The sequence below is a fragment of the Streptomyces sp. WZ-12 genome (genome assembly GCF_028898845.1).
Classification (GTDB): domain Bacteria; phylum Actinomycetota; class Actinomycetes; order Streptomycetales; family Streptomycetaceae; genus Streptomyces.
This window is the reverse complement of record NZ_CP118574.1, coordinates 707835-734288: the sequence shown is the minus strand read 5'-3', so window position 1 is coordinate 734288 and position 26454 is coordinate 707835. Positions and strand designations below refer to the sequence as shown.

The 26454-nt window shown below is 68.8% G+C and carries 23 protein-coding genes; 12 read left to right on the top strand and 11 right to left on the bottom strand.

The annotated features are described in order from the left end of the window. Positions 1-449 precede the first annotated feature (449 nt). Positions 450-1223, bottom strand: coding sequence for a response regulator transcription factor (locus tag PV796_RS02770; protein WP_274911191.1), 774 nt, complete (start codon positions 1221-1223; stop codon positions 450-452). Continuing rightward, positions 1220-2524 (bottom strand): sensor histidine kinase, encoded by a 1305-nt coding sequence (locus tag PV796_RS02765; protein ID WP_274911190.1) that lies wholly within the window; start codon positions 2522-2524, stop codon positions 1220-1222. The genes PV796_RS02770 and PV796_RS02765 overlap by 4 nt, the downstream gene beginning before the upstream one ends. Before the next feature lie 207 nt (positions 2525-2731). Here PV796_RS02765 and PV796_RS02760 point away from each other — a divergent pair, with 207 nt between their 5' ends. Beyond that, positions 2732-3067 (top strand): DUF4190 domain-containing protein, encoded by a 336-nt coding sequence (locus tag PV796_RS02760; protein WP_274911189.1) that lies wholly within the window; start codon positions 2732-2734, stop codon positions 3065-3067. Between the two features lie 237 nt (positions 3068-3304). After that, positions 3305-4648 carry an alpha/beta hydrolase gene (locus PV796_RS02755; protein ID WP_342456880.1) on the top strand — a complete coding sequence of 448 codons (1344 nt, stop codon included), beginning with the start codon at positions 3305-3307 and terminating at the stop codon, positions 4646-4648. Positions 4649-4774: 126 nt separating this feature from the next. Here PV796_RS02755 and car read toward each other — a convergent pair whose 3' ends face one another. The 4 genes from car to PV796_RS02735 form a co-directional block, all read right to left on the bottom strand. After that, on the bottom strand, positions 4775-8305 hold the full coding sequence (car, locus tag PV796_RS02750) for a carboxylic acid reductase (protein WP_274911187.1): 3531 nt from the start codon (positions 8303-8305) through the stop codon (positions 4775-4777). 95 nt (positions 8306-8400) lie between these two features. Then, positions 8401-8562, bottom strand: a complete 162-nt coding sequence (locus PV796_RS02745; protein WP_274911186.1) for a hypothetical protein — start codon at positions 8560-8562, stop codon at positions 8401-8403. Then, positions 8559-9269: a FadR/GntR family transcriptional regulator gene (locus tag PV796_RS02740; RefSeq protein WP_274911184.1), complete on the bottom strand. Its 711-nt coding sequence runs from the start codon at positions 9267-9269 to the stop codon at positions 8559-8561. The genes PV796_RS02745 and PV796_RS02740 overlap by 4 nt, the downstream gene beginning before the upstream one ends. Before the next feature lie 243 nt (positions 9270-9512). Beyond that, complete coding sequence (locus tag PV796_RS02735; RefSeq protein WP_274911182.1) at positions 9513-9638, bottom strand: hypothetical protein; 126 nt, start codon at positions 9636-9638, stop codon at positions 9513-9515. Positions 9639-9966: 328 nt separating this feature from the next. Here PV796_RS02735 and PV796_RS02730 point away from each other — a divergent pair, with 328 nt between their 5' ends. The 7 genes from PV796_RS02730 (at position 9967) to PV796_RS02700 (ending at position 18789) form a co-directional block, all read left to right on the top strand. After that, positions 9967-10209, top strand: coding sequence for a 1-deoxy-D-xylulose-5-phosphate synthase N-terminal domain-containing protein (locus PV796_RS02730; RefSeq protein WP_342456950.1), 243 nt, complete (start codon positions 9967-9969; stop codon positions 10207-10209). After that, positions 10206-11645, top strand: a complete 1440-nt coding sequence (locus tag PV796_RS02725; protein WP_274911180.1) for a tryptophanase — start codon at positions 10206-10208, stop codon at positions 11643-11645. Before PV796_RS02730 ends, PV796_RS02725 begins: the two co-directional genes overlap by 4 nt. A gap of 76 nt (positions 11646-11721) precedes the next feature. Further along, the gene (locus tag PV796_RS02720) at positions 11722-12765 is read left to right on the top strand and encodes a methyltransferase (protein ID WP_274911178.1); all 1044 of its coding nucleotides are present in this window, start codon (positions 11722-11724) and stop codon (positions 12763-12765) included. 77 nt (positions 12766-12842) lie between these two features. After that, positions 12843-15944 carry an amino acid adenylation domain-containing protein gene (locus tag PV796_RS02715; RefSeq protein WP_274911176.1) on the top strand — a complete coding sequence of 1034 codons (3102 nt, stop codon included), beginning with the start codon at positions 12843-12845 and terminating at the stop codon, positions 15942-15944. Beyond that, positions 15941-16693 (top strand): alpha/beta fold hydrolase, encoded by a 753-nt coding sequence (locus tag PV796_RS02710; RefSeq protein WP_274911175.1) that lies wholly within the window; start codon positions 15941-15943, stop codon positions 16691-16693. Before PV796_RS02715 ends, PV796_RS02710 begins: the two co-directional genes overlap by 4 nt. A 70-nt stretch (positions 16694-16763) precedes the next feature. Next, on the top strand, positions 16764-17786 hold the full coding sequence (locus PV796_RS02705) for a methyltransferase (RefSeq protein WP_274911174.1): 1023 nt from the start codon (positions 16764-16766) through the stop codon (positions 17784-17786). Positions 17787-18258: 472 nt separating this feature from the next. Further along, a complete protein-coding gene (locus PV796_RS02700; protein ID WP_274911173.1) occupies positions 18259-18789 on the top strand; it encodes a hypothetical protein in 531 nt (176 codons plus the stop codon). A 483-nt stretch (positions 18790-19272) separates the two neighbouring features. Here PV796_RS02700 and PV796_RS02695 read toward each other — a convergent pair whose 3' ends face one another. Then, positions 19273-19653, bottom strand: coding sequence for a YybH family protein (locus PV796_RS02695; RefSeq protein ID WP_274911172.1), 381 nt, complete (start codon positions 19651-19653; stop codon positions 19273-19275). A gap of 18 nt (positions 19654-19671) precedes the next feature. Beyond that, positions 19672-20454, bottom strand: coding sequence for an alpha/beta fold hydrolase (locus PV796_RS02690; protein WP_274911171.1), 783 nt, complete (start codon positions 20452-20454; stop codon positions 19672-19674). A 118-nt stretch (positions 20455-20572) separates the two neighbouring features. Between PV796_RS02690 and PV796_RS02685 the strand changes: the two genes are divergently transcribed. Further along, entirely contained in the window at positions 20573-21529 is a 957-nt protein-coding gene (locus PV796_RS02685; RefSeq protein WP_274911170.1) for an AraC-like ligand-binding domain-containing protein, read from the top strand. Between the two features lie 163 nt (positions 21530-21692). Beyond that, on the top strand, positions 21693-22277 hold the full coding sequence (locus PV796_RS02680) for a nuclear transport factor 2 family protein (protein WP_274911169.1): 585 nt from the start codon (positions 21693-21695) through the stop codon (positions 22275-22277). A 276-nt stretch (positions 22278-22553) separates the two neighbouring features. Here the strand turns inward: PV796_RS02680 and PV796_RS02675 are convergent, their stop codons facing one another. Further along, positions 22554-22964, bottom strand: coding sequence for a DUF6463 family protein (locus tag PV796_RS02675; protein WP_274911168.1), 411 nt, complete (start codon positions 22962-22964; stop codon positions 22554-22556). Positions 22965-23146: 182 nt separating this feature from the next. Here PV796_RS02675 and PV796_RS02670 point away from each other — a divergent pair, with 182 nt between their 5' ends. Then, on the top strand, positions 23147-23734 hold the full coding sequence (locus PV796_RS02670) for a TetR/AcrR family transcriptional regulator (RefSeq protein WP_274911167.1): 588 nt from the start codon (positions 23147-23149) through the stop codon (positions 23732-23734). Between the two features lie 451 nt (positions 23735-24185). On the opposite strand, the gene PV796_RS02665 is transcribed toward PV796_RS02670, so the two are convergent. Continuing rightward, positions 24186-25667, bottom strand: a complete 1482-nt coding sequence (locus PV796_RS02665; protein ID WP_274911166.1) for an aldehyde dehydrogenase — start codon at positions 25665-25667, stop codon at positions 24186-24188. Positions 25668-25740: 73 nt separating this feature from the next. Then, positions 25741-26325 (bottom strand): flavodoxin family protein, encoded by a 585-nt coding sequence (locus tag PV796_RS02660; RefSeq protein ID WP_274911165.1) that lies wholly within the window; start codon positions 26323-26325, stop codon positions 25741-25743. Positions 26326-26454 lie beyond the last annotated feature (129 nt).

Sequence of the window (26454 nt, the reverse complement as noted above, 5' to 3'; positions counted from 1 at the left end):
GAAGCCAGTCAGTCAGCCGGCCAGCCGGCCAGTCAGCCGGCTCGGCCGTCGGCTCCAGCCGCCTGGCTGCCCCGCCGCGCAGTCCCTCGCCGCGGTCGGATGTACTGCTCGCCCTTCGGTATCGGGTGCAGACCTTGAAAGGGGGCCCTGTTGGGGCGTTCCGCCGGGTTTATCGCGTGGTGGTGCAAGGGTGTGCGTGGAGTTGGGGTTTGGGGCCGAGGCCCGTCATGTGAAGGGGGATCGGCCGCCATGCGCACGGATTCCCAAGGGACTTGCCATGGGACCTGCCGTGATCTTCGGCAACTGCCCGTCGCTGCTTCCCAGGCAAGACCAAGCGCAGGCCGCGTCAGCCGGGCAGCCCAGGCACCACCAGGCCGAACGAACTCCCACTCGGCACAGCAACGTCGCCCTGATGCGTCGAGATCAGTATCGCCGATGGGGAGGTTGCGTCAGCCGGTGAACCCCGGTACCACCAGGCCGGATTCGTACGCGATCACTACCGCGTGGGTCCGGTTCTGCGCGCCGAGCTTGGTCAGCACGTTCCCGACGTGTGTCTTGACCGTTTCCAGGCTCACCCTGAAGGACTCCGCGATCTCCGGGTTGGACAGGCCGGTGGCCATGAGGCGCAGCACCTCCTCCTCCCGCCCTGTGAGCGCCGCCCGCGGCAGCGCCTCGGCGGAGCCGAGCGGGCGGGCGGTGACCATCTGGCGCAGGGCCGCCGGGAAGAGGATGGCCTCGCCCGCCGCGACCACGCGCACCGCCTCCGCGATCTTGGGGACCGGGAGTCGCTTGAGTACGAAGCCGCTGGCCCCGGCGCTGAGCGCGGCGGTGACGTAGCCGTCGTTCTCGAAGGTGGTGATCACCACGACCTTCGGCGGGGTGGTCGATCCGGCGAGGAGCTGCCGGGTGGCCTCGATGCCGTTGAGGCGCGGCATCCGCACATCCATCAGGACCACGTCCGGTCGCAACCGCCGTGCCTGCTCGACCGCTTCGACGCCGTCGGCGGCCTCCCCGACCACCGTGATCCCCGGCCGGGCCGCGAGGAGCATGTGCAGACCGCTGCGGGTCACCTCGTCGTCATCCGCGATCAGGAGCGTGACCGGGGTGCCGGGGGTGCCGGGGGTGCCGGGGGTGCCGGGGGTGCTGGCGGTGGCGCCGGTCGTGACGGCCGCGGCCGCGTCGGGGCTGGTCGTGACCGTTGCGCTCACGTCTGGGCCGATCATGGCGACAAGCGTACTGGCAGCCGGACCGCGAGCCGCCAGTGCTCCGGCCCGTCCGGCCCGGCCTCGATCTCGCCGTGCAACAGCCGCACGCGCTCGGCGAGTCCGGGCAGGCCGTGCCCGGACGTCGGGAAGGCAGCCGGGCCGACACCGTTGTCCGCACCCGCCCCGGACCCGGCGCCGGTCCGGTTGACCACGCTGAGCTCCAGGCCGTCGGGTGCGGCCGCCACGCGGACCTGGATCGGGCCGCCCGCCCCGTGCCGCAACGCGTTCGTCAGTCCCTCCTGCACGATCCGGTACGCCGCCCGGGAGAGCGTCCCGTGCACCCGCCCCCACTCGCCCGAGAACTCCGGCTCCACCACCGAGCCCGCGCGCCGCAATCGGTCGAGCAACTCGGGCAGGTCGGCCAGGGTCCGCGTCGGCGCCGCCTGCGCCTTCTCCTCGCGCAGCACGCCAAGGACGTAGTCCAGGTCCTCAAGGGCGGTCCGGGCCGACTCCTCGATGCCGCGCAGAGCGGCCCGTGCCGCCGCCGGGTCGGCGGTCAGCACCTCGCCGGCCACCGCCGCCTGGATCGTGGCCGCCGTCAGGGTGTGCCCGATCGAGTCGTGCAACTCGTGGGCGAGCCGGTTGCGTTCGGCCAGCTGTCGCTCCCGCTCGGCCGCCAGCGCGAGCCGCTCCGCCGGTGACGGACCGAGCAGTCTGGGCGCAAGCCACCGCAGGGCCTTCGTCATCAGTGCGCACAGCACCGCCGCAAGCAGCGCACAGCCGAGCGCCACCGCCCAGCGAGACCAGCCGTCCGCCACCCGCACCGTCCAGCCGGACAGACTCACCGCCGCCTCGGCGCCGAGCGGGATGGTCAGGGCCGCGAGGAGCAGCAGACCGCCGATCAGCGCCCCCGTCCACCCCAGCGCCATGTGCAGCAGCAGCCAGACCGGAGTGCGCCAACGGTCCACTGTGGACGGCGCATTGGGGGGCCAGGAGTCAGAAGTCGGTGCGGTGTCCGTTGCGTTCGCACGCCGAGGGCGACCGGACGCCGGGTCCGGCAGCGGCACCCCCAGCAGGCGTCGCGCGGACGCGATCAGCATCCGCCGCGTGGCGCGGACCAGTCCGACCGCACCGATCAGCACCGTCCATCCGAGCAGGGTCAGAACGACCCGCACCCCGTAGGGACCGGACGGCCATGCCAGTACCGGCAGCGCCGCGCACAGCAGCAGTGGAAGGCTCGCCACCGCGCCGCACAAGGCGAACAGCGCACCCGAATACGTGGAGCCGCGCAGCAGCGGCCGAATTATTCCCCTGATCATGATCGGGCCATTATCACCGGACGATTCACCGGCGGCCTCCCCCGATCGAGGGAGCGCGATCTCCCGCCTTACCGCGATGTGCACCCAAGGCTCTGCAAACCATGATCGTGGCCTGCCCAATTGAGGGAAGGACGGCGGATGAACACGCAAGCAACGGGGATGACATCGCATCCTGCGGCACCGGTTGGGACCGCGCGGAACGGGCCGGTGTCGGCGCCGGCACCGACCGCCAAGAACGGCCTGGCCGTGGCAGCCGTGGTTGTGGGCAGCACCGGCCTGCTCACGTCGGTGGTCGTCATCGGCGGCCCGCTCGGGGTGATCGGCCTGATCCTGGGCATCGCCGCCCTGATGACGGCCAGGCGAACCGGCGCCGGCCGGGGCAAGGCCGTCACCGCCGTGGTGGCGTCATCGCTCGCGCTCGTGATGTCCGGCCTGGCCGCCGTCTTCTTCATCTGGTACGCGAACAAGACGCAGGAGTGCTACCGGCCCGACAGCCTCCAGCAGTACACGCAGTGCGTTCACCGGCACCTCTCCGGAAAGTGACCAACTGCCCCTCCCCGTAAGGACGAACACTTCATCGTGCGCAACAGAAAAACAGCACCCCATTTCGCGGTCGGGCTCGCGGCGGCATCTCTCCTGACGCTGACGCCCGCGATTTCCTCCGCCGCATCCGATGCTCCTGTCGCCAAGGACCCTCTGCGGCAATACACGCAGCAGAAACTCCGGTGGCAGCGGTGCAATACGGCGAACCCAGCAACTTTTCAGTGCGCGACAGTCAAAGTGCCGCTGGACTACAGCGACCTCGACGGCAAGAAGCTCGACCTCGCGATATCCCGGCTGAAGGCGAGCAGCACGAAGCAACGCCGTGGCGTTCTGCTGCTCAACCCGGGCGGCCCTGGCGGGCCGGGCCTGGACCTGCCCGTCGCCCCGGAGCTCCGCCTCCCCGGGGACGTGAAGAGCCGGTACGACCTCATCGGGTTCGACCCGAGGGGCATCGGGCAGAGCTCTCCCCTGAGCTGCGGCCTGACCGAGGACGAGCAGAACTTTGAACACCCTTACAAGGCCGGGACGTTCGCGAAGGACGTGACGTGGGCGCGCACGGTCGCCGACAAGTGCCGGGCCCGAAACGGTGACGCGCTGCCGCACTTCACCACCCGCAACACCGCCCGCGACATGGACGTCATCCGGGCCGCGCTCGGCGAGAGGAAGATCTCCTACCTGGGTTACTCCTACGGCACCTATCTCGGCGCCGTCTACACGCAGATGTTCCCCCGGCGAACCGACCGGTTCGTGCTGGACAGCGCGGCCGACCCCACGCGTTTCGGGCGCGGCACCTTCCAGGCGATGGCGGAGGGGGCCGAGGCCGCCTTCACGCGGTGGAGCGAGTGGACCGCTCAGCGGCACACGGCGTACCGCCTGGGCAACACCCCGGCCGAGGTCCGCAGGACCTTCTGGGACCTGGTCGCCCGGGCCAACCGCAAGCCCCTCACCGACTCCGACGGCAGGCTCCTCACCGGCGACGCCCTCCGTGTCGAGGAACGCCCCACGTTCTTCCACGTCCGGAAAGCCGCCGAAAGGATCGCCGAGCTGAAGAAGGCGGCCGAGGGCGGAAGATCGGCCGCGTCCGGCACGCCGGGACGGCGCCGGGACGCCGTGCCGCCGGCCTCCGTCCGTGGTGTTCCCTCGGACAACGAAGCCGCGGGCATGTGGGCGGTCATGTGTACCAACGCCCTTGCGTGGCCGCGTGACCCGGGGCAGTACCGCCGCGACGCGATCCGCGACGGAGCCCGGTATCCGCTGTACGGCGACGTCGCCTCCACCATCATGCCGTGTGCCTTCTGGACGGCCGGCAGCGAGCCCGAAACGAGGGTGAACAACGGCGTCAGCCTGCTGATCCTGCAGAACGCATGGGACCCGCAGACACCCCTGCCCTCCGGCCAGGCCATGCACCGGGCCCTGCACGGCTCCCGGATGGTCACGGCCGCCGGAAGCGAGGGACACGGTGTCTACGGCATCGACGGCACCAGCACCTGCGCGAAGAAGAACGCCACGGCCTACCTCACCACCGGCAAACTCCCGCCCAAGGACCTGACCTGCCCGGCGTCGACGGAGCAGAAGACGTAATCCCGTCCCGTCGAGAACGCGCCCGCCCTGTCGGTCGCCTTCGACGGGTCTTCCGGGTGGTCTGACCGACTCTCCCGGCCGTCGCGGAGCCGGTGGTGGTGGGCCCCGCGGCGGTCACGGGTTGTGTCATATCAGGCGGTGCGCCCGGAGATCGGCCACGTACTTGGTGATCAGGTCCGGTGACAGACGGGGGATGTCGTTCTCGTCGTCGAGGGCTGCGGCCCGTACCGCCGCGCGGAACCGGTCCGCCGGTAGGGCGGATCCGGCGAGTGGCTGTTCCGGCTCGGCGAAGGCGTGCAGCAGCGGGAGCAGCGAATGGTGCTTCTGCCGGTCGGGGAGGCCGCGCAGGGCGGTCTCGAAGCGGTCGATCCACTCGGCGTGGTCCTGGACGCGCGTCAGGGGATGTCCGGCTGTCATCAGCCAGTCGACGAACGTGTCGAGTGAGATGCCGTCGTCGTGCGGGTTGACCACGTTGTAGGTCCGGTAGCCCTCTCGTGCGTCGTCACCGAGCGCGGTGATGGCCCGCGCGGTGAAGTCCACCGGGAGTGCGTCGAAGTGTCCGCGGCCGTTGCCGGTGCCCCGGGCGTAGAAGCTGCCCGGTGCGATGCCCGTCGTCAGCAGGCTCAGCACGAGGCGGGTGAAGACGTCCGGGAGGTTGAACTGACCGCGGTAGCGCGGGTGGGCGAGGATCATGTTCGAGCGGAAGACGGTGACCGGCAGACCGAACGTGTCGTGCGCCTCGCGCAGCAGCACCTCGCCGGCCCATTTGCTGGCCGCGTAACCGTCGGCGTAATCACCGTCGAGGTCGCGTGCCCCGCAGGCGGTGCGGATGTCCGCCGACTCGTCGGCCGCTGCCGCGTTCCCGAAGACGACGGCGACCGTCGACAGGTAGGTGAACTGCTTGATCCGGGAGGTGGCCGCGAGCCTGATCAGTTCGGCCGTGCCCAGCACGTTGGGGCCGAACAACTGGCCGTAGGGCAGGACATGGTTGACCAGTGCCGCCGGGTGGACGATCAGGTCCACGGTGTCGGCCAGCCGTTGCCAGGTCTCCTCGTCGAGCCCGAGGCGGGGTTCCCCGATGTCGCCGGCGACCACCTGGAGATGCTGGGCGGCGGACGTGCGGTAGCGCTCCGTGAGTTCGGGGTCGCCGCTGTCGAAGGCCGCGTCGAGCCGTGCCCGGGCTGACTCGGCGGAGGAGCCGCGGACCACGCACACCAGTGTGCCGCCGCGCTCCGCCGCGCGCTCCAACCACTCCAGGCACAGGAAGCGGCCCAGGTAGCCGTTGGCGCCGGTCAGCAGGATGGTCCGGGCCTCGGGCAGCGGACCGGCCGGCCTTTCGGCCTGCTCGATGGTCCGCGCGTCGAGGAACGCGTCCAGCCGCAGCTCGGCCGCGTCGAGTCGCGTCGCGTCCGGGCCGTGGACGCTGTCGGCGGTGGGACGGCGGTGTTCCGACGCGAGCGCCCGCTCGATGTGATCGGCCACCTGTTGCAGCGAGTTGACCGGGTTGGTGATCACGTCGACGGGGATGTCGACGTGGAAAATCCCCTTCAGCAGCTGGGAGAACGACAGTGCCGTGAGGCTGTCGCCGCCGAGTTCGAGGAAGCGTGCGCCAGGCTCCACGACGCCCGCTTCCTGCCCGAGAAGCGCCTGCGCGGCCCGCAGCACGGTCGCCGGTACCGGCTGGTCGCCGCCGAACTGACGCAGCGTCCGAAGTTCTTCGGCCGCACGGTCGGTCAACTCGGTGTACAGCGCTTCGAGACGCTCGCCGTAGCGCTTCGTCAGGGCCGGCCGCAACGGCTTGCGCACCCCGGAGAGCAGCCCGTTCTCCTGAGTGAACGGCTCGGTCTCGACGAGGAGTTCCCGCGGAATCTCGTAGGAGTTCAGCCCCGCCTCGGCGGCGAGCTTCCGCAGGGACTCCCGCAGGATCGGCCTGAGACGCCGGGCATCCCCGTCGACGCGGTCGAGGGCGTCCTGCGTCGGCACGACGACCGCGAGCAGGTAGGCGCGGGCGCTGCTGCCGTACAGGAAGATCTGCCGGATGACCGGACTGCCGGTGAAGAGCGCCTCCAGGCGGGAGACGGCGACGAATTCGCCCTGTGACAGCTTGAGGACGTTGGAGCGGCGGTCGACGTACCTCAGTTCGTCGGGGCCGACGCGGGCCATGATGTCGCCCGTGCGGTAGAAGCCGTCCTCGTCGAAGACCTCGGAGGTGGCGTTCGGACGCCGGAAGTACCCGGGCACGAGCCGGTCGGACCTGATCAGCAGTTCGCCTCTCGGGTACGGCGAGTCGGTTCCGAAGTATCCCAACTCGGGTACGTCGGCCAGCTTGTGGTCGGTCACCGGCGGGCGCAGCACCCGGCCGTCGAGGGAGACGATCCCGCCTTCCGTCGACCCGTAGCCGTCGAGCAGCCTGACGTGGAAGCAGTCCTCGATGAACGCCGTCGTCTCGGCGCTCGGCGGAGCCGAGGCGCTGACGGCCGACAGGAGGCGGCCGCCCATGACCTTCTCCCGCAGCTCCTCCCTCACCTGCTCCGCCAACTCGGCCGCATCGCCGCCCGTCCCGGTCCGGCGGGACAACTCCGCCCGGTAGTGCTGGAAGAGCATGTCGGAGATGCGGGGAACCATGACGAACTCGGTGGGACGGACCAGGGAGAGGTCCTCGAAGAGCGTCGACAGGTCGCTGGACGCCGCGAAACAGGCGAGGCCCCCCTTGGCGAGCGTCCCGAACAGCACGCCCCTGCCCATCATGTGACTCAACGGCAGGTAGTTGAGCACGATGGAGGGCCGCACCACCTGGCCGGGCACGAAGTCGACCCAGAACTGTCTGACCAGACGCTCGGTGTAGATGGCCCCCTTGGGGGTGCCGGTACTTCCCGAGGTGTAGATCAGCGCACTGAGCGCGTCGGCCGCCGACCCGTCGGGAACCCGGGGGAGCGGCGGCAGCGCCCTTCCCCGGTCGACGACCGACGCCAGCGTGTCCAGGGCCACTCCCCGGCCCTGCGCCGCGAGTTGGGCACGCGCGGACTCCAACTCCTCCTGGTGGGCGGTGGCCTCGGGCCGGTGGCCGATGACGACGATCCTGCCCAGCGAGGGGGCGTTCGCCGCAACCTCGATCGCGACGTCCAGGTGATCGACGTCCACCACGAGCAGGCGCGGTCCGGTCTGCTCGACGATGGGGGCAAGGTGTGCCGCCGAAGCCCCCGACTGCAGGGGAACGGACACCACGCCGGAGCGGACACAGGCCAGATCCGCCACGGTGTATTCGGCGCTCGTGGGACCGAGGACGGCGACGAAGTCGCCGGGGCCCACCGCATGTTCGGGGTGGTGCCGCCATTCGGAGGCCACCGCGCCCACCCGCTCCCAGAGTTCGCCGTAGGTGAGCGTGTCGAACCGTTGCAGAAGGCGCAGCGTGGTGCGGCCCGTCTCAGGGTCGGTGACCGGCTCCGTGGCACGCTCGCCCAGGGCGGGGCGGTCCGCGTACGCCTCCATCACGGTGGCCAACAGATCGGCGAGCGGTAATCCGGGGCGCCCGATCGCCTCGGTGACGGCGTCCAGGGGCGCAGTGTCACGGAACTGGGCGTCGGTCGCGTACAGGCGGGCGCTTCGTCGGTCGGTACGTGCGTCGAGCTCGTCGATGGGGAGGGGGGAGCGAGACACGAGTGATCTCCTTACGTTGTTGGTGGGTTGATCCTTTGCGGCGGTGAAAGCCCGTTCAGGCAGGCGGCGTTGGCGTTCGGGCGGGGGCGATCGGATCAGTGGGAGGGCTGACGTAGGCGGCGATCCCGGCCCGCGCCGTGGCGGGCGAGCGCCGCGGCGATGACGAGTCCGGCGGACCCGGCGGGCCGGGCGCCGTCGGCGGCCGGCGACCCGGCGGCGGAGCACCGGCGGGACACCGGGGTCGGCTGCGGGCTCACTGGTCCTCCGCCGCGCGTGCGTCGGCGGTTTCGTGGTCGTGGGTGAGCCGGACGATCGCCGCCGCGGCGTCGCGGGCGCCGCCCGCGTCCCGGGCCTCGATCGCCTCGACGAGCCGCCGGTGCAGGCCGGCGTGCTCCTCGGCGTGGGCGGCGTCCCAGGGCAGGCCCCCCAGGTGCGAGGTGAGCGCCGTGCCGAGGTAGTCGTACACCTCGATCAGCAGGTCGTTCCCGCTCGCCCGGACGACGGACCGGTGGAAGAGCGCGTCGACGCCGGTGGCCGCGGACGCGTCCTCGCCGGCGACGGCTGCTTCGGCGTCGGTCAGCAACTCCCGCAGCTGCCGCACCTGCTCCTCGCTGCGCCGAAGGGCCGCGGCGCCCGAGGCGTACTCCTCCAGAACGGTCCGCAGCTCCAGCACGTCGTCCCGCTTCGCGGAGCCTGCCCGCCGCACCATGACCGACTGGAGCTCGCTGGAGGAGCGGACGTAGGTGCCGTCACCGGCTCTGGGCTCCAGCAGACCGAGGTGCACCAGCGCACCGATCGCCTCCCGCAGCGTGCTGCGTCCGACCCCGAGCTCCTCGATGAGGACCTGCTCCGGCGGAATCCGCGTCCCGACCGGCCAACCCCCTGTCTCGATGTGCGAGCGGAGGTTCTCCACGAGCTGGGCGGACAGGCTGGCCGTCCGCCGCGGTGCGCTGATGCGTTTCATGGAAGCATCCTAGACAAACATCAGACGTTTGAACATCGTCTCTTTTGGAGCGCGCCCCGCCTGTCCCCTCTGTCACTCTCGACTCCCAAGGGCGGCCGCTGTGTTCGGACACCTACGCCGGAACACCGTCGGGAGAGAACGACACCGCGGGTTGGCTCAGGGTCCGCCCGCTGATCCGGACGCAACGCCAGAAGTTCGACGGGTGGATCAACGCCTCACGACACCCGCAAGCCACTTCGCCCACTACGTGTCCACCGCCTTGAGCGACACCTGGAACACCGCCGCGACCTCCTTGCGATCCCGCCCCGCGACCAACGTGACCAACGCGACGAGCGCCCGCATCCGCAGGGCCTCCTGCGTCGACGGCAACAACTGTCGTGTATCCCCCACCAGTTCACTCACACAAGGGTCAACGACCCAGAACACCTATCAATTCGGGCCAATAGTGGGAAGCGGTTACGGGGAGAGTAGAGGGCGCTGCGGGCCGGCGGTGGGTGACTCGGGTCAGTCCTTTCGGCTCGTAATACGGCAACGCGGCCGGATTTCGCATGCTCGCAAGCAATTCAACACGTTCAACATGCTGATCTTGGCGAGGGGTTCCTCTGGCCGCGGCCGAGGTGTGCAGTGGAGGCTAACCCGGTCCGGATCGGCTGCATATGGCATGTGCCTCCATCCGTAACCGTCTCGGAAGTGTGAACTGCTGTCAGGACGTGCCTGTTATGACCAGCACCGCCTTTTCCGCACCGCCCGGCATACCCCCCTGAAGGAACTCTGTTCCCTGGGGTCGAAGGGGTTGGCCGCCCTTGCCGGGAGTATCTGCGCTTTCCTCGGCGAGAAGGTCACGGCAGCCGGTGGGCACTTGGGCGCGAATTTAGGGGTGGCGGAGCTGGTCACCAGCGACGAGAAAGGTATTCGGCTAGTGAAGGGACAGCTCTCATGAGCGAGTCAGGTAACGCAGAGTCCACGGGTGCCACGGCAGGGGCCCGGCATCCGGCGGAGCCCTGGCGGGTGAAGAGCATCGAGTTCATTCGACTCACAAGTGTCGAGGAGCGCAGGGCAGCTCTCTCGGCAGCCGGCTACAACGTGGGCCTGCTACCGGCGGAGTTGGTGTACATCGACCTTTACACCGACTCGGGGACCAGTGCGATGTCGGACCGGCAGTGGGCTGCCGTGATGCTTGGTGACGAGTCATATGCGGGCTCGCGGAGCTATTACCGCTTCGAGGCGGCGGTGCGTGACTACTACGGCTATGAGCACGTGATACCTGCCCACCAGGGGCGGGCAGCGGAGAACTTGCTTTCGCGCTGCCTTATTCGACCGGGTCATCACATTCCGGGAAACATGTACTTCACCACCACGCGCCAGCACCAGGAGCTCAACGGCGGGACCTTCCACGACATCATCATCGACGAGGCCCACGACCCGGGCGCGGACTTGCCGTTCAAGGGGAATGTCGATCTCGCCAAACTGGAGCGGCTCATCGACAAGGTGGGGGCCGAGCAGGTCCCGTACGTTTCCTTGGCCGCGACGGTGAACATGGCCGGAGGCCAGCCCATCAGTATGGCCAACCTTTCGGAGGTCCGTGAACTCACCCGTCGCTACCGGATTCCGGTCATGCTCGACGCGGCGAGGGCAGTGGAGAACGCCTGGTTCATCAAGCAGCGTGAGCCGGGCTGGAGCGGGCGCTCGGTGGCCGACATCCTGCGGGAGATGTGCGCGCTGACCGACGGCGCCACGATGTCGGCGAAGAAAGACAGCTTCGCCAATATCGGCGGCTGGCTTGCTGTGCGCGATCCCGCACTCGCGGAGCAGGCCCGCAACCTGGTCGTTGTCTACGAGGGACTGCACACCTACGGCGGGATGGCCGGCCGTGACCTGGAAGCGACGGCGCAAGGCATTGAGGAGTCCGTACAGGAGGACAGCATCCGCACCCGCGTCCAGCAGGTGGCCTACCTAGCGGACCGGATCGCTGCGGCGGGCGTGCCGATCGTACGCCCGGTGGGCGGGCACGCCGTGTTCCTCGACGCATCCGCTTTCCTGCCGGGCGTTCCCCACGAGCAGTTTCCCGCACAGACGTTGACGTGTGCGCTCTACCTCGATGCCGGGATCAGGTCCACTGAGCGGGGAGCGGTGTCGGCCGGGCGCGACCCGGTGACGGGCGAGAACCGGTATCCGCGCCTCGAACTGGTCCGGCTCACCATCCCGCGTCGCGCCTACACGCAGAGCCACATGGATGTGGTGGCCGACAGCGTCATCCGGCTGTACAGGCAGCGAGCGGAGCTGCGTTCGGGCGTGGAGTTCGCCTACGAACCTGAAACGCTGCGCTTCTTCCAATCCCGGTTCCGGCCGCTATCGAGCGAACCGCTCTTCGGCTAAGTCGCGAAGTACCCCGCAGAACCGATCAGGGACGAGTGAGGAAACTCGCCCCTCCACGTCTCACCAGGAGCTTGCCATGAAGCAACCGCACAAAGACGCCACACCACTGCTGCCCACCCCTCTCATGCAGCTCGCCACGGGATTCTGGAGCTTCAAAACCTATGCGGGCGCCATTGATGTCGGCCTGTTCAATCTGCTGGCCGGAGGGCGCGAGATGACCATGGAAGAGGTGTCGGGCGAGCTGGGGATAGCTGACCGCCCTGCCGACCTGCTCCTGGCCGGCTGCGCATCGTTGGGCCTGCTGAACAAGTCCGGTTCCCGGTACCGGAATTCGGAACTCTCGGAGGAGTACCTGGTCGAGGGGCGGCCTTACTACTTCGGCGGGTTCGTCCGCTACCTGGATCGCCGGGAGTACCCGGCCTGGCAGTCCATCGTCCAGGCTCTCCGGACAAACCGTCCCCTCACCTGGACCCCGGGCACGCAGGAGTCGCTCTTTGACACCGAAGACTCAGAGACGCTGCAGCTGTTCTGGGACTGCATGTATTCCATCTCCACCTTCACGGCGCGTGCGCTCGCCACGGCCTATGACTTCACCCGGCACACTCGACTGTTGGACGTGGGTGGCGGCGCCGGCGCCTTCCCCATCGAACTGTGCCGTCACTTCGGCAACTTGAGCGCGACGGTCTTCGAATTGCCACACGTGTGTGACCTGGCGCGCCAGAAGATCACCGACGCCAAAATGAACGAAACCGTCGATACGGTCGCCGGCGACTTCATCCGTGACCCCGAACTGCCCCGCGGCTACGACACCATCATCCTGAGCATGATTCTTCACGACTGGGATGAAGAGAACGGCCGGGCGCTGCTGCGCAAGTGCCGGACCGCTCTCCCCCCAGACGGCGCCGTGCTGATCTGCGAGCTCCTGCTCAACGACGAGCGTACCGGCCCACCGGCTGCGGCCTTGATGGGGATGAACATGCTGGTGGAGACCGAGGGCGGCAAGAACTACTCGGCTGCGGAATACCACAACTGGCTGCTGGAGGCAGGCTTCGCCCGCGTGGAGGTCCTGCCCCTCAAGGCCGCGGGCGCCAACGGCGTGGTCGTCGGCCACGTCAGCTGACCACGCCTGCGTGCCCGAAGTGTTTCCCGAAGCGGCAGCGTCCCCAAGCCACGAACCAACTCACCTGAGAGGATCCCATGCGCCTGCGTGAGCGCCCTGCCGGATACGACCGTGCCAGGCATGGAGTTCACCTGCTCAGAACTCCCGAAGTCATCGCCGATCCGTCCGTCTACATCGACGCCATTGCCGAGCTCGGTCCGCTGTTTTTCGACGAGGTCGGGGGCATGTGGGTGTGCTCCGGCTACGCCGAGGCGGTTGAGATCCTGCGCGACCACCGGACATTCTCCTCCGTGCGCGAGCACGACCAGGATGCGTTTCAGGAGCTGGGCCTGCACGCCTCCGCCAGCCTGAGCACCATGGTGCACGAGCAGATGCTCTTCATGGATCCGCCACAGCACAAGGCCATCCGGTCAGCCTTGGCCGAACAGTTCACCGGCACTCGCGTGAGGAGCCGCGAGAACGACCTGCGGCACATCGCCGCCCGCGCCCTTGAGGAGCTGCCTCGCACGGGTGTCCTCGATCTGGTGGCGGACTTCGCAGCGAAGCTCCCCAGTGCGCTGGTGGCCCAGTTACTGGGCATGCCGGGAAGGGAAGCAGAACTCACCCGGTGGGCCGAAGCCTACGAGCGGCTGCTGGGCAGCCTGTCTGCGCTACCGGCTGCCCCGGACCGCGAGGTGGACGCGGTCCTGACCGATGCCCTCTCAGTGCTGCAGAACGAAGCGAGAAGCCGACTGCACGCGCCCGGCGACGACGTGATCAGCTCACTGACCGCCCTGCTGGCCGACCGCTCGCCAACTGGCAAAGAACTGTTCGCTGTTGCGGCGAACTGCATCGTCCTTGTGGGCGGCGGCTACCAGACCCTGACCCACCTTGTCACCTCGGCTCTGCTGGCCCTGCATGACGACCCGATCCTGGAGAAGCGGCTGCGCGAGTTGCCCGAGCTCATCCCGCCAGCCGTCGCAGAGTTCATGCGGATCAACGGGTCAAGCCAGTACGTCGCGCGCAAGGCCACGACCGACGTGAGAATCCAGGGAACGCTGATCACAGGAGGCGAGAGTGTCCTGGTCCACCTGGCCGCTGCCAACCTCGACCCCCGGACCTTCAGCGCGCCCCGTGCCCTGGACCTGACCCGGCACGGCCCCAAGCACCTCGGCTTCGGCAGCGGACGCCACGCCTGCCCCGGCGCAGGCTATGCCGAACGCCTCGCCGGATTCGCAGTTGAAGGCTTTCTGGCCAAATACCCCTCCTACGCACCGGAATCGGAGCCGCAAGCGTTCTCCTGGGGCCTGCATGGGAACACTCGCTGCCTTGAACGCGCACGCGTCCGAGTCGATGCCGGAGCCACACCGGAAGCCACCGTCGACATACCAGCGGCCGAAACCCACGACAGCACCGGCGGCAACGGCCTCGGTCTGCCTCCGACCACCACCACAGCGGCAGCCTGCTGGCACGAGGTGTTCGAACGGCAAGCCCTACTGACACCCGATGCACCAGCGGTACAGGGGCCGGATGACCTGATCAGCTACCGCGAACTCGACCACTGGGCCAACGCCCTGGCCCATCGGCTGCGACACCAAGGGGCCCAGCCGGGCACGTTGGTCGGCATCGTCATGGAACGCTCCGTGGAGTTCGTCCTCACTGTGCTGGCGGTCGCAAAGACTGGCGCCGCGTTCCTGCTCGCGGACATCTCTTGCCCCCGTGAGCGCCTGCGGACCATGCTCGTCGAGGCCGAGGCGCGCCTTGTTGTGACCGACGGCAGTCTCCCTTCCTCAGCGTTCCCCGTCCGGGTGGTCGGCGTAGGTGCGCAAGGCTTCCGCCCGGACGCCCCGCTCACCGGAGTCTCGCCCGGCGATACCGCCTACGTCGTCTTCACCAGCGGCAGTACCGGTGCCCCGAAGGCCATCGCGATCAGCCACGAGGCCACGGTCAATCTCCACCTGGCGCAGCGCCAGATCTTCGACCTCGAACCCCGCGACCGGGTCCTGCAGTTCCTGTCACCGAACTTCGACGGCTGTATCGCCGACCTCACCCTTGCCCTCCTGTCAGGCGCCGCCTTGGTTGTCGCGCCGTCCCACCAGCTCACCGTCGGCCCCCCACTGGTCCGGCTGCTCGCATCGCAGCGGGTCACCACCGCAATCCTCACCCCGTCCGTCTGGATGACCCTTCCGGACCAGCCCCTGCCCGAACTGCGCATCGCCGCTGCCGCGGGCGAGCGGCTGCCGGCAGCATGGGCCCGCCGGTGGGCCGCACCGGGGCGACGCCTTCTCAACCTTTACGGTCCAGCCGAGACCGCCGTCCTGGCAACCTGGCATGAATGCTCCCCGAGCGAGGACCCCCCGCCCATCGGCCGACCGGTAGCCAACAAACGCGCCTATCTCCTGGACCACCACCTACGCGACGTCCCGCCTGGGCAGAAGGGGGAACTCTGGCTCGGAGGTATCGGTGTCGGAAGGTACCTGAACCAACCGGACCTCATGGAAGAGCGCTTCATCCGCAACCCCCACACCACAACCGATCCGGCAAGCCTGCTCTACCGCACCGGTGACATCTGCCGTCAGCGCCCGGACGGCACACTCGAATACGTCGGCCGTCGCGACCGCCAAGTCAAGATCCGCGGTCAACGCGTCGAACTCGACGAGGTCGAGCGTGTCCTGGAGTCCGCCCCCGGCGTCACCGCGTGCGCCGTATACGAGCAAGACGGCCGCATCGAAGCGCTGGCCGTCCCCGTCGGTGCCCAACTCGACGAGACGGCAATCCGCACTTACCTGGCCTCCCGCCTGCACAGCGCCATGCTGCCCTCCGTGTTCACCGCCGTCACCGAGCTCCCGCGCACCGTGAACGGCAAAGCCGACCACCGACACGAGCCCCCCAGCGAGCTCACTGTCCAGTCCTCTCGCCCCGCTGGGCCCGCACTCCTACCCGACGACCATGAAAGGTCTCTCTCCCGCATCACCTGGGAGGTCGCCCAGAACTTCGCCCAGGTCCTCAACGTCCCGTTACGCCAAGTCCAAGCAGACTCCGACTTCTTCACCGCAGGTGGCGACTCCATCACCATGGCAGCCTTCCTCGCCCGTCTGGAATCACTGGCAGGCGCACCCGTGGACACTGCCGCTCTGATCACCGCCCCCACACCGGAGCAGATCACCACCCTTCTCCTCAACGCCGGGGCACCGAAATGATCCGTCCAGTACTCCGCACGAGAAAAGGAACACGACCCGAGACGGCTCTGTTCGTCCACGGGACGATGGACCACAGCGCGACCTTCCAGCGAGTCGCAGCGCACCTGCCCCGATGGACCGTCGCCGGGTACGACCGGCGCGGATGGGGCACCTCCCGCGCCCTCGCAGACCCGCAAACCAAACTGGCCGACCATGTCACCGATCTCATCTCCGCGGCCTCCAGACTGCCGAGGCCCGTCGTGGCAGGACACAGCTACGGCGCACTCGTGGCACTCACCGCAGCAGCCCAACAACCCCGATTCGCAAGGGCGGTTGTGCTCTTCGAGCCGCCCGTCTGCTGGCTGCCCTGGTGGCCCGACACCGCCCCGTGGGAGCAACTGGTCGAAGACGCATCAGCTCAGGGCCCAGCCGCCGCAGCCCGAGCCCTCCAAGAGGCCGTCGTCGGCCGCCCCACCTCAGGACAGACGGACGAGGAACTGGAAGCGGCCGGCACAGCCCTGATCCAGGAGATGACCGACCCCACGCTCAACATCCCCACCTTCGACCCGACGACGGTAACGACACCTGTGATCACGGCGTCGGGAAGCCGGTCGCTGACACATCACCGACAGACCGCGCGTCATCTTGCGAACCTGATCCCCGCCGGCCACCACGCGTCCATCGACGGTGCTGGTCACATCGCGCACGTCACCCATCCACAGGACCTCGCCGCGCTCGTAGAGCAGGCAGCAGCCCTGAACGGGGGCTGACACGTGTCCAGGCCATCGGCGACACGGACTGCGGCAGGCCAGACACATCACAACGACAGGGAGGACCGCCATGTTGCCAGGCAACTTGGAGAAGGTCATGTTCGGCGCAATCTCAACGCCGGTCCTGTACTTGGCCGACCGCTACCAGGTTTTCACCCACCTGGTAGCGAACGGACCTGCAGTAGCAGACGACATCGCGAAGGACCTCCGCATCGACCCGGAAACCACGGAACGGATGCTGCTGGTCCTGACCGCATTCGAGATCATCCAACGCACCCCCGGGGGCCAGTACAGCCTTCCGGACGACATCCGGCCCTTCGTTGATCCGGACAGCGACCGCTACATCGGAGGGTTCATTGCCCACCTCGTCCAAGAAACAGCGGGCAGGATGGCCCTCCTGGACTCCTACCTCCAGCACGGCAAGCGCACGGTGGACGGATCCGACCCCCGGCCGTTCACCTCCCTGTACCGAGATGACCACGCCACTGGCCGTTTCCTGAAGGCCATGTGGGACCTCAGCTTTGCCCCGTCCAAAGAACTCGCTGCCCTCGCCGGACTGGCCACCACCGCCCACTTGATCGACGTGGGGGGCGCCAACGGGCCGTTCGCAGTCGCCGCGCTCCAGCACTCGCCCAGGCTCCGGGCAACCGTGTTCGACCTTCCTGAAGTCGAACCGCATCTCAAGGAGACCCGCGCCGCCCATGGGCTAGGTGACCGACTCACCTTCCTCCCAGGCGACTTCTTCACCGACGAACTGCCCGAAGGCGACTGCATCGCCTTCGGGTACATCCTCTCGGACTGGCCCGATGACGCTTGTGTCCAACTCCTGAGCAAGGCACACCGGGCGTGCCGCGACCACGGGCGGGTGCTCGTCATGGACCGGCTCTTCGACGAATCCAGGCAGGGCCCCCTCGCAACCTCGGCAATGAACCTGACCATGCATCTGGAGACTCAAGGGCGTCACCGCACGGCAGACGAATACATCGCACTCCTCACGGCGGCAGGATTCAGGCACTGTGAGACACACAGGTCTCACAGCGACAAGCATCTGGTCATCGGCCACAAGGCCGAGCCGGAACACTGTCATCCCTGACGCAGGGACAGGACTTCCCGCTCCTCCGGTGCCAATCCCCTTGCCCGTGGGGGAGTGTTACCTAATCAACGGCCCTCTCTCACTTTCGGTGGCGACGGAGAGTCGTGAGGGTCGTTGACATCGGTCCGCTGGATGCCAACGAGCTTGTGCGGACGGTGTTTTGGCCTGTCTCCGCTGGCCATCGAGGGCGTGGTCGACGAGGGCGAGCGGTTGGGGCCTGCTGCCCGAGGAAGCACCACCGCCGACCACCGCGCCATTTCCGGGCGGCACGGACACCTCTGCCGATGAGCGGGACGGCTGAGCCGATCTTCCGAACCCCAGCGGACTCCCGCGGAAGCCATGTCGCTCGGGAATACCGAAGGACCCCGTTCGGAATACCGAAGGACACCGTTCACAAACGACATGGCACCCCGGCAGGTCAGCAGCTTGCTCTCTGCCAGAGGCACTGCGACAGGACAGTAGGCTAGGCGTGATGGACAACGACGCGCAGGTCCTGGCACTGCTCCACGCTCTGGACCAGTTGCCTGGCCCCGACCACCTGGAGTTTCCCGACGGGTTCAACTATCCGTTGGCGAAGTCGCAAGCGCTCCGGCTCAAAGAGCGGCTGTCCAAAGACTTCGGCTGTGCTTGTGAACTCGACGACCAGGTCCAGGACGCCAGTTACTGCTTCCGAGCCGCCCTGCCAGTGGGGGCGACCGAGGCGGGCGTGCTCCTCAGTGTGCGGCTGAGCAACTTCGGCAACCTGGCGGTGGTGACCGCTCCGTGGCCCGATAGCCACGATGACCTGGACCATGCCGTCCGGGAGGGTGCACTGAGCACAGCGGACCGTAGCCGGATCGAGGCTGCCCTACGCGATCTCGGCTACACGGTGGTTCCCCCACGACTGCTGCACCAGCCCTACGACGGCACGACGTGGCTCGCCGGCGAAGGGTTCTGCTGCATCAGCTATGGCCCGCATCAGGGCCGAGCGACGTGGTGGACCCGCTTCTTCGAGCACCTGTAACACGGCCAGTTGAGGAGGCCACGGCGGCGCGGTTTGCCTGGAGATTCCGGCCCGTACAGGGCGAGCAGCACGGCCTCGGTGCGGTCCGGCGACTTCATGCCGCGCGCGTTCACGGCCTTCTTCGACTCGATCTGCGTGTAGCTGCTCGTCGTTGACAGGACGAGAGGTGTGGGGGTATTCGGTCGATCCGGGCCGGCTACCGATCAATCACGACCTCCGCGACTGCCTGAGCAGGCTGATAGTTCGCTACGACACGTCGTTGAACTGGGACTACCCACCGGACCCGGGGCCGTGCCGTGAAGTGGATTGCCGCAACTTCAACGAGGCGGTACACCAAGCGCTCGGACGCCTTCGCACTGAACTCGGTGCGAGCTGGACGATGTCGTTGGGGAGGGTTCGCCGTCTCCGCGGAACTGTTACGTCTCAGCACACGGCGAAGTCCCTTGTACGACGGTCGACTTGACCCCGCTCGTGCGGACCCGTTCACGAGGCGGTGCCGGTCGGGTTGAGCACGGCGAACCGCCAGGTGCCGTCGAGTCCGCGGCTCGCCACGTTGGCTGTGGTGCCCGACGCCCTGACGCGCTCGCCGTCCGGCGCATTCAGCTCCATCGCCCAGTCGACGATCACCAGGGCGGTGTCGTCGGTGGCGATGATGTGGCGGGTGGTGTTGCTGATGTGCGGGGCGGCGGCGATGGTCTGCTCGACCTCCTCGCGCAGCGCGGCGTAGCCGCTGATCACCTTGCCGGTGACGGTGCGCATCGTCGCGTTTTGCGAGTAGAGCGCGAGGACCCGATCGACGTCGCGGGCGTTCAGCGCGTCCTGGAAGGCGGAGGGGAGCGCGGTCGGGTCGGTGGGCGCAGTCATGTCGGAGTTCCTCTCTGCTCAGGCGTGGTGCCGCAGGAAAGTGGTGAGCGGGCCGTTGGCCGCTTCGGGGTGCGTGAGGTTCGGGGTATGGCCGGCGCCGGGAACCACGATCATGCCCCGGGCCCGGGGCAGTTGGTCGCGGAGCATCTGCCCGAGCGCAAGGGGGACCGGCTGGTCACGTTCGCCGTGCACGATCAGCGCCGGCGCGGTGATCTCGCCGAGGCGCCCCGAGATGTCGTCCACGTTCATGAGCACGGCAACCGCGTCCGCCAGCCGCGCGCGGGGCTGCTCGCGCCACGCGCGCAGCCACTCCTCGTGGATGCCGGGCCTGCCGAGTAGCAGGTCGAGCAGCACCAGGGCCACCGCGTCGGGGCCGCCGGCCCGGAAACCCTCGCTGACCCCGCTCATCTGCGCCAGCGCCTCCGGCGGCCAGGCCACGGCCGCGGTGTCCACCAGAACCAGGGCCCTGACCCGCTCGGGCGCCAGCAGCGCCGCACGCAGCGACAGGAACCCGCCCTGCGAGTGCCCGACCAGCGTCGCCCGCGAGACCCCGAGGTGGTCGAGCAGACCGAGCAGATCGTCGGCGGATTCCCAGTACGTGTACAGCTCGCCGTCGTCCTTGGACAGGCCGTGCAGCCGCTCGTCCCACACCACACACCGGAACTCGCCGCGCAGCGCCTCGACTTGCGGCGCCCACATCCGCCGGTCCATCAGGTTGCCGTGGCTGAAGACGACCACCGGGCCGTCGCCGCCGCTGTCTTCGAAGTAGAGCTGCTGACCATTCACGGCTGCGTAGGGCATGCGCGTTCTCCCATCGGGTTAACTTGGTGCTCTCACGATGCCGGGGGAGCAGGCGGTCGGATTGCCGTCACGCGCACACCCCGTTGTCGGTACGCGCACGGAAGCGGGAGAACGAGCCATGCCGGTGGTGCTGCGGACCCAAGACCACGCGATCGCCGACCGGCGCGCGTTCTGGCAGGACGTGGTCTGCGACAGCTTCGTGCCGGTCCACGTCAAGCCGTTGACCGACGAGCCGTTCCACGGCCGGATCCAGGCTGACCGCCTCGGCGCCGTCCAGATCGCCGAGGTGGTGGCCGATCCGAGCCGGGTGGACCGCACGCCCCGACTGATCGCCCGCTCCGACGCCGAGTTCCTGCTCGTCGGCGTGATCCAGGGCGGCAGTGCGCTGATCCAACAGGACGGTCGGGAAGCCGAGCTACACCCCGGCGACATCGCCTGCTACGACACCGCGCGCCCCTACACGCTCCTGTGCCGCGAGAGCTTCTCCATGCTGGAGTTCATGCTCCCGCACCGCCTGGCACACCTGGACAGTGGTCAGACCGACGAGGTGACGGCGACTTGCTTCTCCGCGGCCGAAGGCGTCGGCGCCCTGGTCTCCCCGTTCCTGACCCGACTGGCCAAGAACCTCCGCGACTACATGGACAGCGCGGAAAGCCTCGCCCAGACCACCGGCGACCTGCTCGCCACCATGCTCGCCGAGCGGTGCACCCGCCCGAGCCGCGACGACGCACATGCCACGCGTCGCCGCACGCTCCTGCGCATCCGCGCCTATATCGACCAGAACCTCGGCGACCCCGACCTGTCGCCGGAGCGGATAGCCAAGGCACACCACATCTCCCTGCGCCACGCGCAAAAGCTCTTCGCCGAGGAGCAGACCACCATCACCGCCTGGATCAGACAGCGCCGCCTGGAAGGCTGCCGCCGGGACCTCACCGGCTCGTTCGCGGCCGGCCGCACCGTGGCCTCGACCGCAGCCCGCTGGGGCTTTCTCGACCCGGCCCACTTCAGCCGCGTCTTCAAGTCCGCCTACGGCCTCAGCCCCGGCGACTATCGCGCCGCGCACAGCGAGAAGTGACCCATCGGCAACGCCGCATAGGCAATGCAGCATCGGCAACGCTCTCACCGCGCCGCTCCGTTCGGTTGAGGCCGAGACGCCGCCGGCCTCGGCCCGCCGGCGAGAACGAGCCCCCGGGTCCCGCCTATTGGACCGATCGATCGCGGGGGTGGAGGCTGGTGCCATGACAGCAATGCTTCAGGACCGTCAGGACATCGCCGACCTCATGACCGGCTGGATCCATCGCGACCTCGGCGAATGGGACCGGCTCCGGGACCTGTTCCATCCGGAGGCGCGGATCGAGATCACCTGGTTCGAGGGCCCGGCCCACGAATTCGTCGACGCCTCCGCCAAGATGGGCGCCTCCGACCTGCGGTCCAAGCACCTGATCACCGCTCCGGTGGTGACCTTCTCCGCGGACGGGACGCGCGCGGTCAGCGAGACCAACGCGCTCATCGTCGGCGAGAACATCCGGATCGGCCTGGGCTGCCAGAGCCACAACCGGTTCATCGACCAACTGGAGCGCCGGGACGGGGTGTGGCGCATCCTCGACCGCAAGAGCGTCTACGACTTCGCCTCCTTCACCTTCCCCGCAGGCGTCGTGGAGATCGACCGCGAAGCCGTCGCCGCGTACCCGCGCGAGTACGCGGCGCTGGCCTACCTCCTCCAGGAGAGCGGCTTCCCGGTACGCCGCGTCTTCGCCACCAAGGGCAGCGAACTGGAGCGGGAGATCAAGCAGTCCGCCCTGACCTGGCTGCGGGAGTCCTGACGCCCGAGCCCGCGTTCGACCGTCGGCTGGCTTCGCCGCCGTGCTGGCGGGCTGATGGCCGATCGGGCCTGAGGCACTCCCGGCGGCCGGCGCCAGCGTGCTGGACCCGCCGACCGCAGATCGTGGCTACGTGTAGTCGTCGACGCGCTCACGGCCCAGCCCGTGCCGTGCCTGTCGGCGCGAGGGCATGATGCGGTCCCGGCGTTGTCGGTTCGGTGTGCTTGCTGTTGGGGAGCCTCATACCCGCATGTCGCCTGTCACTGGCGTGACTTGTTTTCACGCTCGTGGAAGCCCGGCCTTGGGTACGGGGTTGTCGCGGTGGGCACGGCGGGCTCCGATCAGCAGTAGGGCGCACGCAAGCGCGATGAGCGGCCAGGGCGTGAACGGGAGGACTACGGCGTCGACGACGGTCCAGGCCCCCAACGCCCAGGCGATGAACGCCGGCGGGGTGATGTCGCGGCGGTCCAGCCACAGCACCGTCAGGCCGACCAGGACGAGCGGTGGGCCGAAGCTTTCCAGGCTCAGCCAGTACGCGCTGCCCGCCGGGCTCATGTTGGCAAGGTCCTCGCTCCACAGCCCGCCGCTGAACCATGTCCCGGCATGGCGCGCGGCCCTTTCCACCGTCAGGGCAAGGAGCGTGTGTGCGGTTCCGAATAACGTGACGATCCAGCCAGCCCACTTGATCATCCGAGTTCTCCGTTCTTGTCGCGAAGCCGCGTGGTGCGACTTCACCGCGGTTGCCGCTGCGTAGCAGGGTCCGGGGACCTCTGAAGTCGCGGTTCCGATACCGCAGTTCCGAAACCCTGGTTCCGTATAGTGCAGGCATGACGGCGAGAAGGCAACGGGGTGGACGCCCCAGAGATGGCCGCGTGGATGACAAGATCCTCCAGGCCACGCGCGAGTTGATCGACGAGGTCGGTTACCCGGCACTGACCGTCGATCAGGTCGCGGCGCGCGCCGGGGTGGGCAAGGCGGCGATCTACCGCCGCTACGCGTCCAAGGCCGAGATGGCATTCGCTGCCACCATGTACGAGCAGCAGTTGCCGCCGCTGGCCGGCACCGGCTCGTTGCACGGGGACCTGCTGGCGCTGGTCCGCGCGTTCCACCTCCGCATGGCCACCCCGGCGGCCCGACAGCTCGCACCGGCCCTGATCGGCGAGATCGCCGTCAATCCCGGACTGGACGCGCGGTTCCAGGACACCTTCCTCGCTGCCGAACAGGCCATCTTCGCCGAAATCATCGAAAAGGCCGTGGCCCGTGGAGAGTTGGCCGGGGCGGTCGATCCCGCGATGGCCCACTTGGTGCTGCTCGGCTCCCTGGCGTCCGCTCTGTACATCCTCAATCTGCCCGTCGACGACGCGATGGTCACCGACCTCGCCACCGCGGCCACGGCGGGAATCACCGCTCTGGCCGACCGGCACCACGGCGACCCTGGCGGAGTCGCCGAGCCGCACTGACAAGGCCGATTCGCCTGGTTGAGGGGCCGTTCAAGACGCCATGAACCTCACCGGGCGGATCTCGCCGTTCGGCTTCGGCGATGGCGATCTTCACGGTGGCAAGGGCATCCGCGCCGGTGCGGGTCGGGGGAGCGTGCCAACCCTGCTCGATCTTGGTGAAGTAGTCGGCGATCCCGGCCAGTTGCCCGGTCCCGTCACTGGTTGTCGCGTACTCGGAGAAGGCCACTGCCGCACCTCGTTCGGACTCGCCGGCGGATCGGCGGAGGCGGCCTTGCGGGTCATGGGCCGCAGCGACCATCCCAACTCGGCCTTCTGGCTGGCCTGTTGTCCCGCCGGCTCGGTGATCAGGCCCGGGTCTGGGCTCGGCGACGAAGGTGGTGATGTCGGCGTTGCGAGCGCACCGGATCAGGGGCGGGTGCCGTTGGGGACTGTCGCGCCGGGAGGGGCGCGCTCATTCGGTGATGGGGTAGCGCGGGGCTTGTGGGCCTTCGATGGTGATCCACTGGAGTTCGGTGAACTCCTCCAGTCCGGACCGTCCGCCCGACTTGCCGTAGCCGCTGTTCTTCACGCCGCCGAAGGGGATCTGCGGTTCGTCGTCGAGGGAGGCGCCGTTGATGTGGCACATGCCGGCGTTGATGCGCCGGGCCAGGTTCAGGGCGAGGGGGATGTCGCGGGTGAAGATCGCCGAAGTGAGGCCGTAGTCATTGTCGTTGGCCACGCGCAGGGCCTCTTCGTGGCCGTCGACGGCGACAACGGTGACGATGGGGCCGAAGGACTCCTCGCGGTAGGCGCGCATGTCGGGCGTGACGTCGGCCAGCACGGTCGGGGCGAAGCACGGGCCGTCGGGGCTGCCGCCCGCCAGTAGGCGCGCGCCCGCCTCGATGGCGTCTTGGACCAGGCCCGCCAGGCGGGCGACGGCGGCCGGGCCGACGACGGGACCGAGCACGGTCTGCGGGTCGCGGGGGTCGCCGTAGGCGATGGTGTCGGCGAGCGCGGCCAGGCGCCGGCAGAACTCGTCAGCGACTGTGCGGTCGACGACGACGCGTTCGGTGGACAGGCAGCCCTGCCCTGAGTTGGCGAACGCGCCGAAGGCCGCCGCGCTGACCGCCTGGTCGAGGTCGGCGTCGGCGAGGACGATGACCGGTGCCTTGCCGCCGAGTTCGAGGATCGCCTGCTTCATGTGCCCGGCGGCCTTCTCGCCGATGATGCGGCCCACCCGGGTGGAGCCGGTGAAGTGGACGCGCCGCACGGCCGGGTGGGCGATGAGCGCGTCCACCACCTCAGGGGCGTCCTCGGGCGCGTTGGTGACCAGGTTGAACACCCCGTCGGGCAGCCCGGCCGCGGTGAAGCACTCGGCGACCAGACCGTGGGTGCGCGGGGTCTGCTCCGACGCCTTCATCACCACGGTGTTGCCGGTGATCAGCGCCGCCGGGACCGAGTTGCCGACCAGAAGCGCCGGGGCGTTCCAGGGGATGACGCAGGCGACCACGCCGACGGGGCGACGGATCGCGAGCGAGGTCCGCCCCGTCATCTCGGAGGGGATGACCTGGCCGGTCAGACCCTCGTGGGCGGCGCTCGCCGCGTAGCGGATCTTCTCGGTGAGCACCTTGACGTTGTACGCACCCCAGGCGGCGGGGCCGCCCATCTCGGCGGTGATCGCCGCGGTCAGCTCCGCCTCCCGCTCCTGTACCTTGTCGGCCGCCGTCCACAGGATGCGTCGGCGCTCGCCCGGAGCCAGTGCCGCCCAGGCACCGCATGCCTGCTCGGCCGCTTCGGCTGCGCGCACGACGTCCGCGGCGCAACCGGCGGCGGCGCGGGAGGCCACGTCACCGGTGAACGGATCGTGTGCCGCGTAGACCCGGCCGTCCGTCGCCTGCTGCCAGGCACCGCCGATCAGCAGCCGTTGTATGGGGGTCTCGGTGATGGGGGTCATGTTCCCTCCTGTCCCGCTTGCCCCGCCAACGGCGGGCGGGGCAAGCGGAGTTGATGGTGTGTTGGCGTCCGGGTTACCGCTGGGCGGCCAGGCCGGCGCGGTGGATGCGGGTCTGCTCGGCCACGCGGCGGCCGAGGTGGCGCGCGGTGCTCAGGTCGGCGTCGTGCACGGCGGCGGTGTCGTTGAAGCTCTGTGCGCCGGCGCCGAGGTAGAAGCCGAGCCGGTTGTCGTCCTCGGGGTGGGAGGTCGTGGTGTTCCAGCCCGGCAGCAGGCCCAGGCTCACCCAGAGCATCCCGTGCTGGGCGGCCAGGAGCGCGAAGTACTGCAGGGTGTGCATCTTGTCCCCGCTCATGGAGCCGGAGTTGGTGAACCCGGCGGCGAGCTTGTCGCTCCAGGCGCGGGTCGCCCAGCGCTTGCTGGTGGCTTCGGCGAAGGCGTGGAAGGTTCCGGAGGCGGTGCCCATGTAGGTGGGGGAGCCGAAGACGATGGCGTCGGCGGCGTCCAGTACCTCCCAGTCCGCGTCGCCGAGGGAGGCGACGTCCACGCGGTGGACCTGCGTCCCGGAGACGGAGTGCGCGCCGTCGGCCACGGCCGCGGCGAGCTGTGCCGTGTGGCCGTAGCCGGAGTAGGAGGCGATGGCGATCGAGATGTCGGACATGGTGGTTCCCCTCATGGCGCCGGCGGGTGCTGGCGCAGCGTCGTTGAGTGCCGACGAGGTGGACTGACAGTCCGCCCGTGCGGCGGAAGGGTTGCGGGACGGGCTCGTACGGCACGCGTGGCGGAATGC

Coding starts and splice junctions, on each gene's coding strand:
- PV796_RS02770 (WP_274911191.1), bottom strand. CDS start 1,223: ATGATCGGCCCAGACGTGAGCGCAACGGTCACGACCAGCCCCGACGCG.
- PV796_RS02765 (WP_274911190.1), bottom strand. CDS start 2,524: ATGATCAGGGGAATAATTCGGCCGCTGCTGCGCGGCTCCACGTATTCG.
- PV796_RS02740 (WP_274911184.1), bottom strand. CDS start 9,269: ATGAAACGCATCAGCGCACCGCGGCGGACGGCCAGCCTGTCCGCCCAG.
- PV796_RS02725 (WP_274911180.1), top strand. CDS start 10,206: ATGAGCGAGTCAGGTAACGCAGAGTCCACGGGTGCCACGGCAGGGGCC.
- PV796_RS02720 (WP_274911178.1), top strand. CDS start 11,722: ATGAAGCAACCGCACAAAGACGCCACACCACTGCTGCCCACCCCTCTC.
- PV796_RS02715 (WP_274911176.1), top strand. CDS start 12,843: ATGCGCCTGCGTGAGCGCCCTGCCGGATACGACCGTGCCAGGCATGGA.
- PV796_RS02710 (WP_274911175.1), top strand. CDS start 15,941: ATGATCCGTCCAGTACTCCGCACGAGAAAAGGAACACGACCCGAGACG.
- PV796_RS02705 (WP_274911174.1), top strand. CDS start 16,764: ATGTTGCCAGGCAACTTGGAGAAGGTCATGTTCGGCGCAATCTCAACG.
- PV796_RS02700 (WP_274911173.1), top strand. CDS start 18,259: ATGGACAACGACGCGCAGGTCCTGGCACTGCTCCACGCTCTGGACCAG.
- PV796_RS02695 (WP_274911172.1), bottom strand. CDS start 19,653: ATGACTGCGCCCACCGACCCGACCGCGCTCCCCTCCGCCTTCCAGGAC.
- PV796_RS02690 (WP_274911171.1), bottom strand. CDS start 20,454: ATGCCCTACGCAGCCGTGAATGGTCAGCAGCTCTACTTCGAAGACAGC.
- PV796_RS02685 (WP_274911170.1), top strand. CDS start 20,573: ATGCCGGTGGTGCTGCGGACCCAAGACCACGCGATCGCCGACCGGCGC.
- PV796_RS02680 (WP_274911169.1), top strand. CDS start 21,693: ATGACAGCAATGCTTCAGGACCGTCAGGACATCGCCGACCTCATGACC.
- PV796_RS02675 (WP_274911168.1), bottom strand. CDS start 22,964: ATGATCAAGTGGGCTGGCTGGATCGTCACGTTATTCGGAACCGCACAC.
- PV796_RS02665 (WP_274911166.1), bottom strand. CDS start 25,667: ATGACCCCCATCACCGAGACCCCCATACAACGGCTGCTGATCGGCGGT.
- PV796_RS02660 (WP_274911165.1), bottom strand. CDS start 26,325: ATGTCCGACATCTCGATCGCCATCGCCTCCTACTCCGGCTACGGCCAC.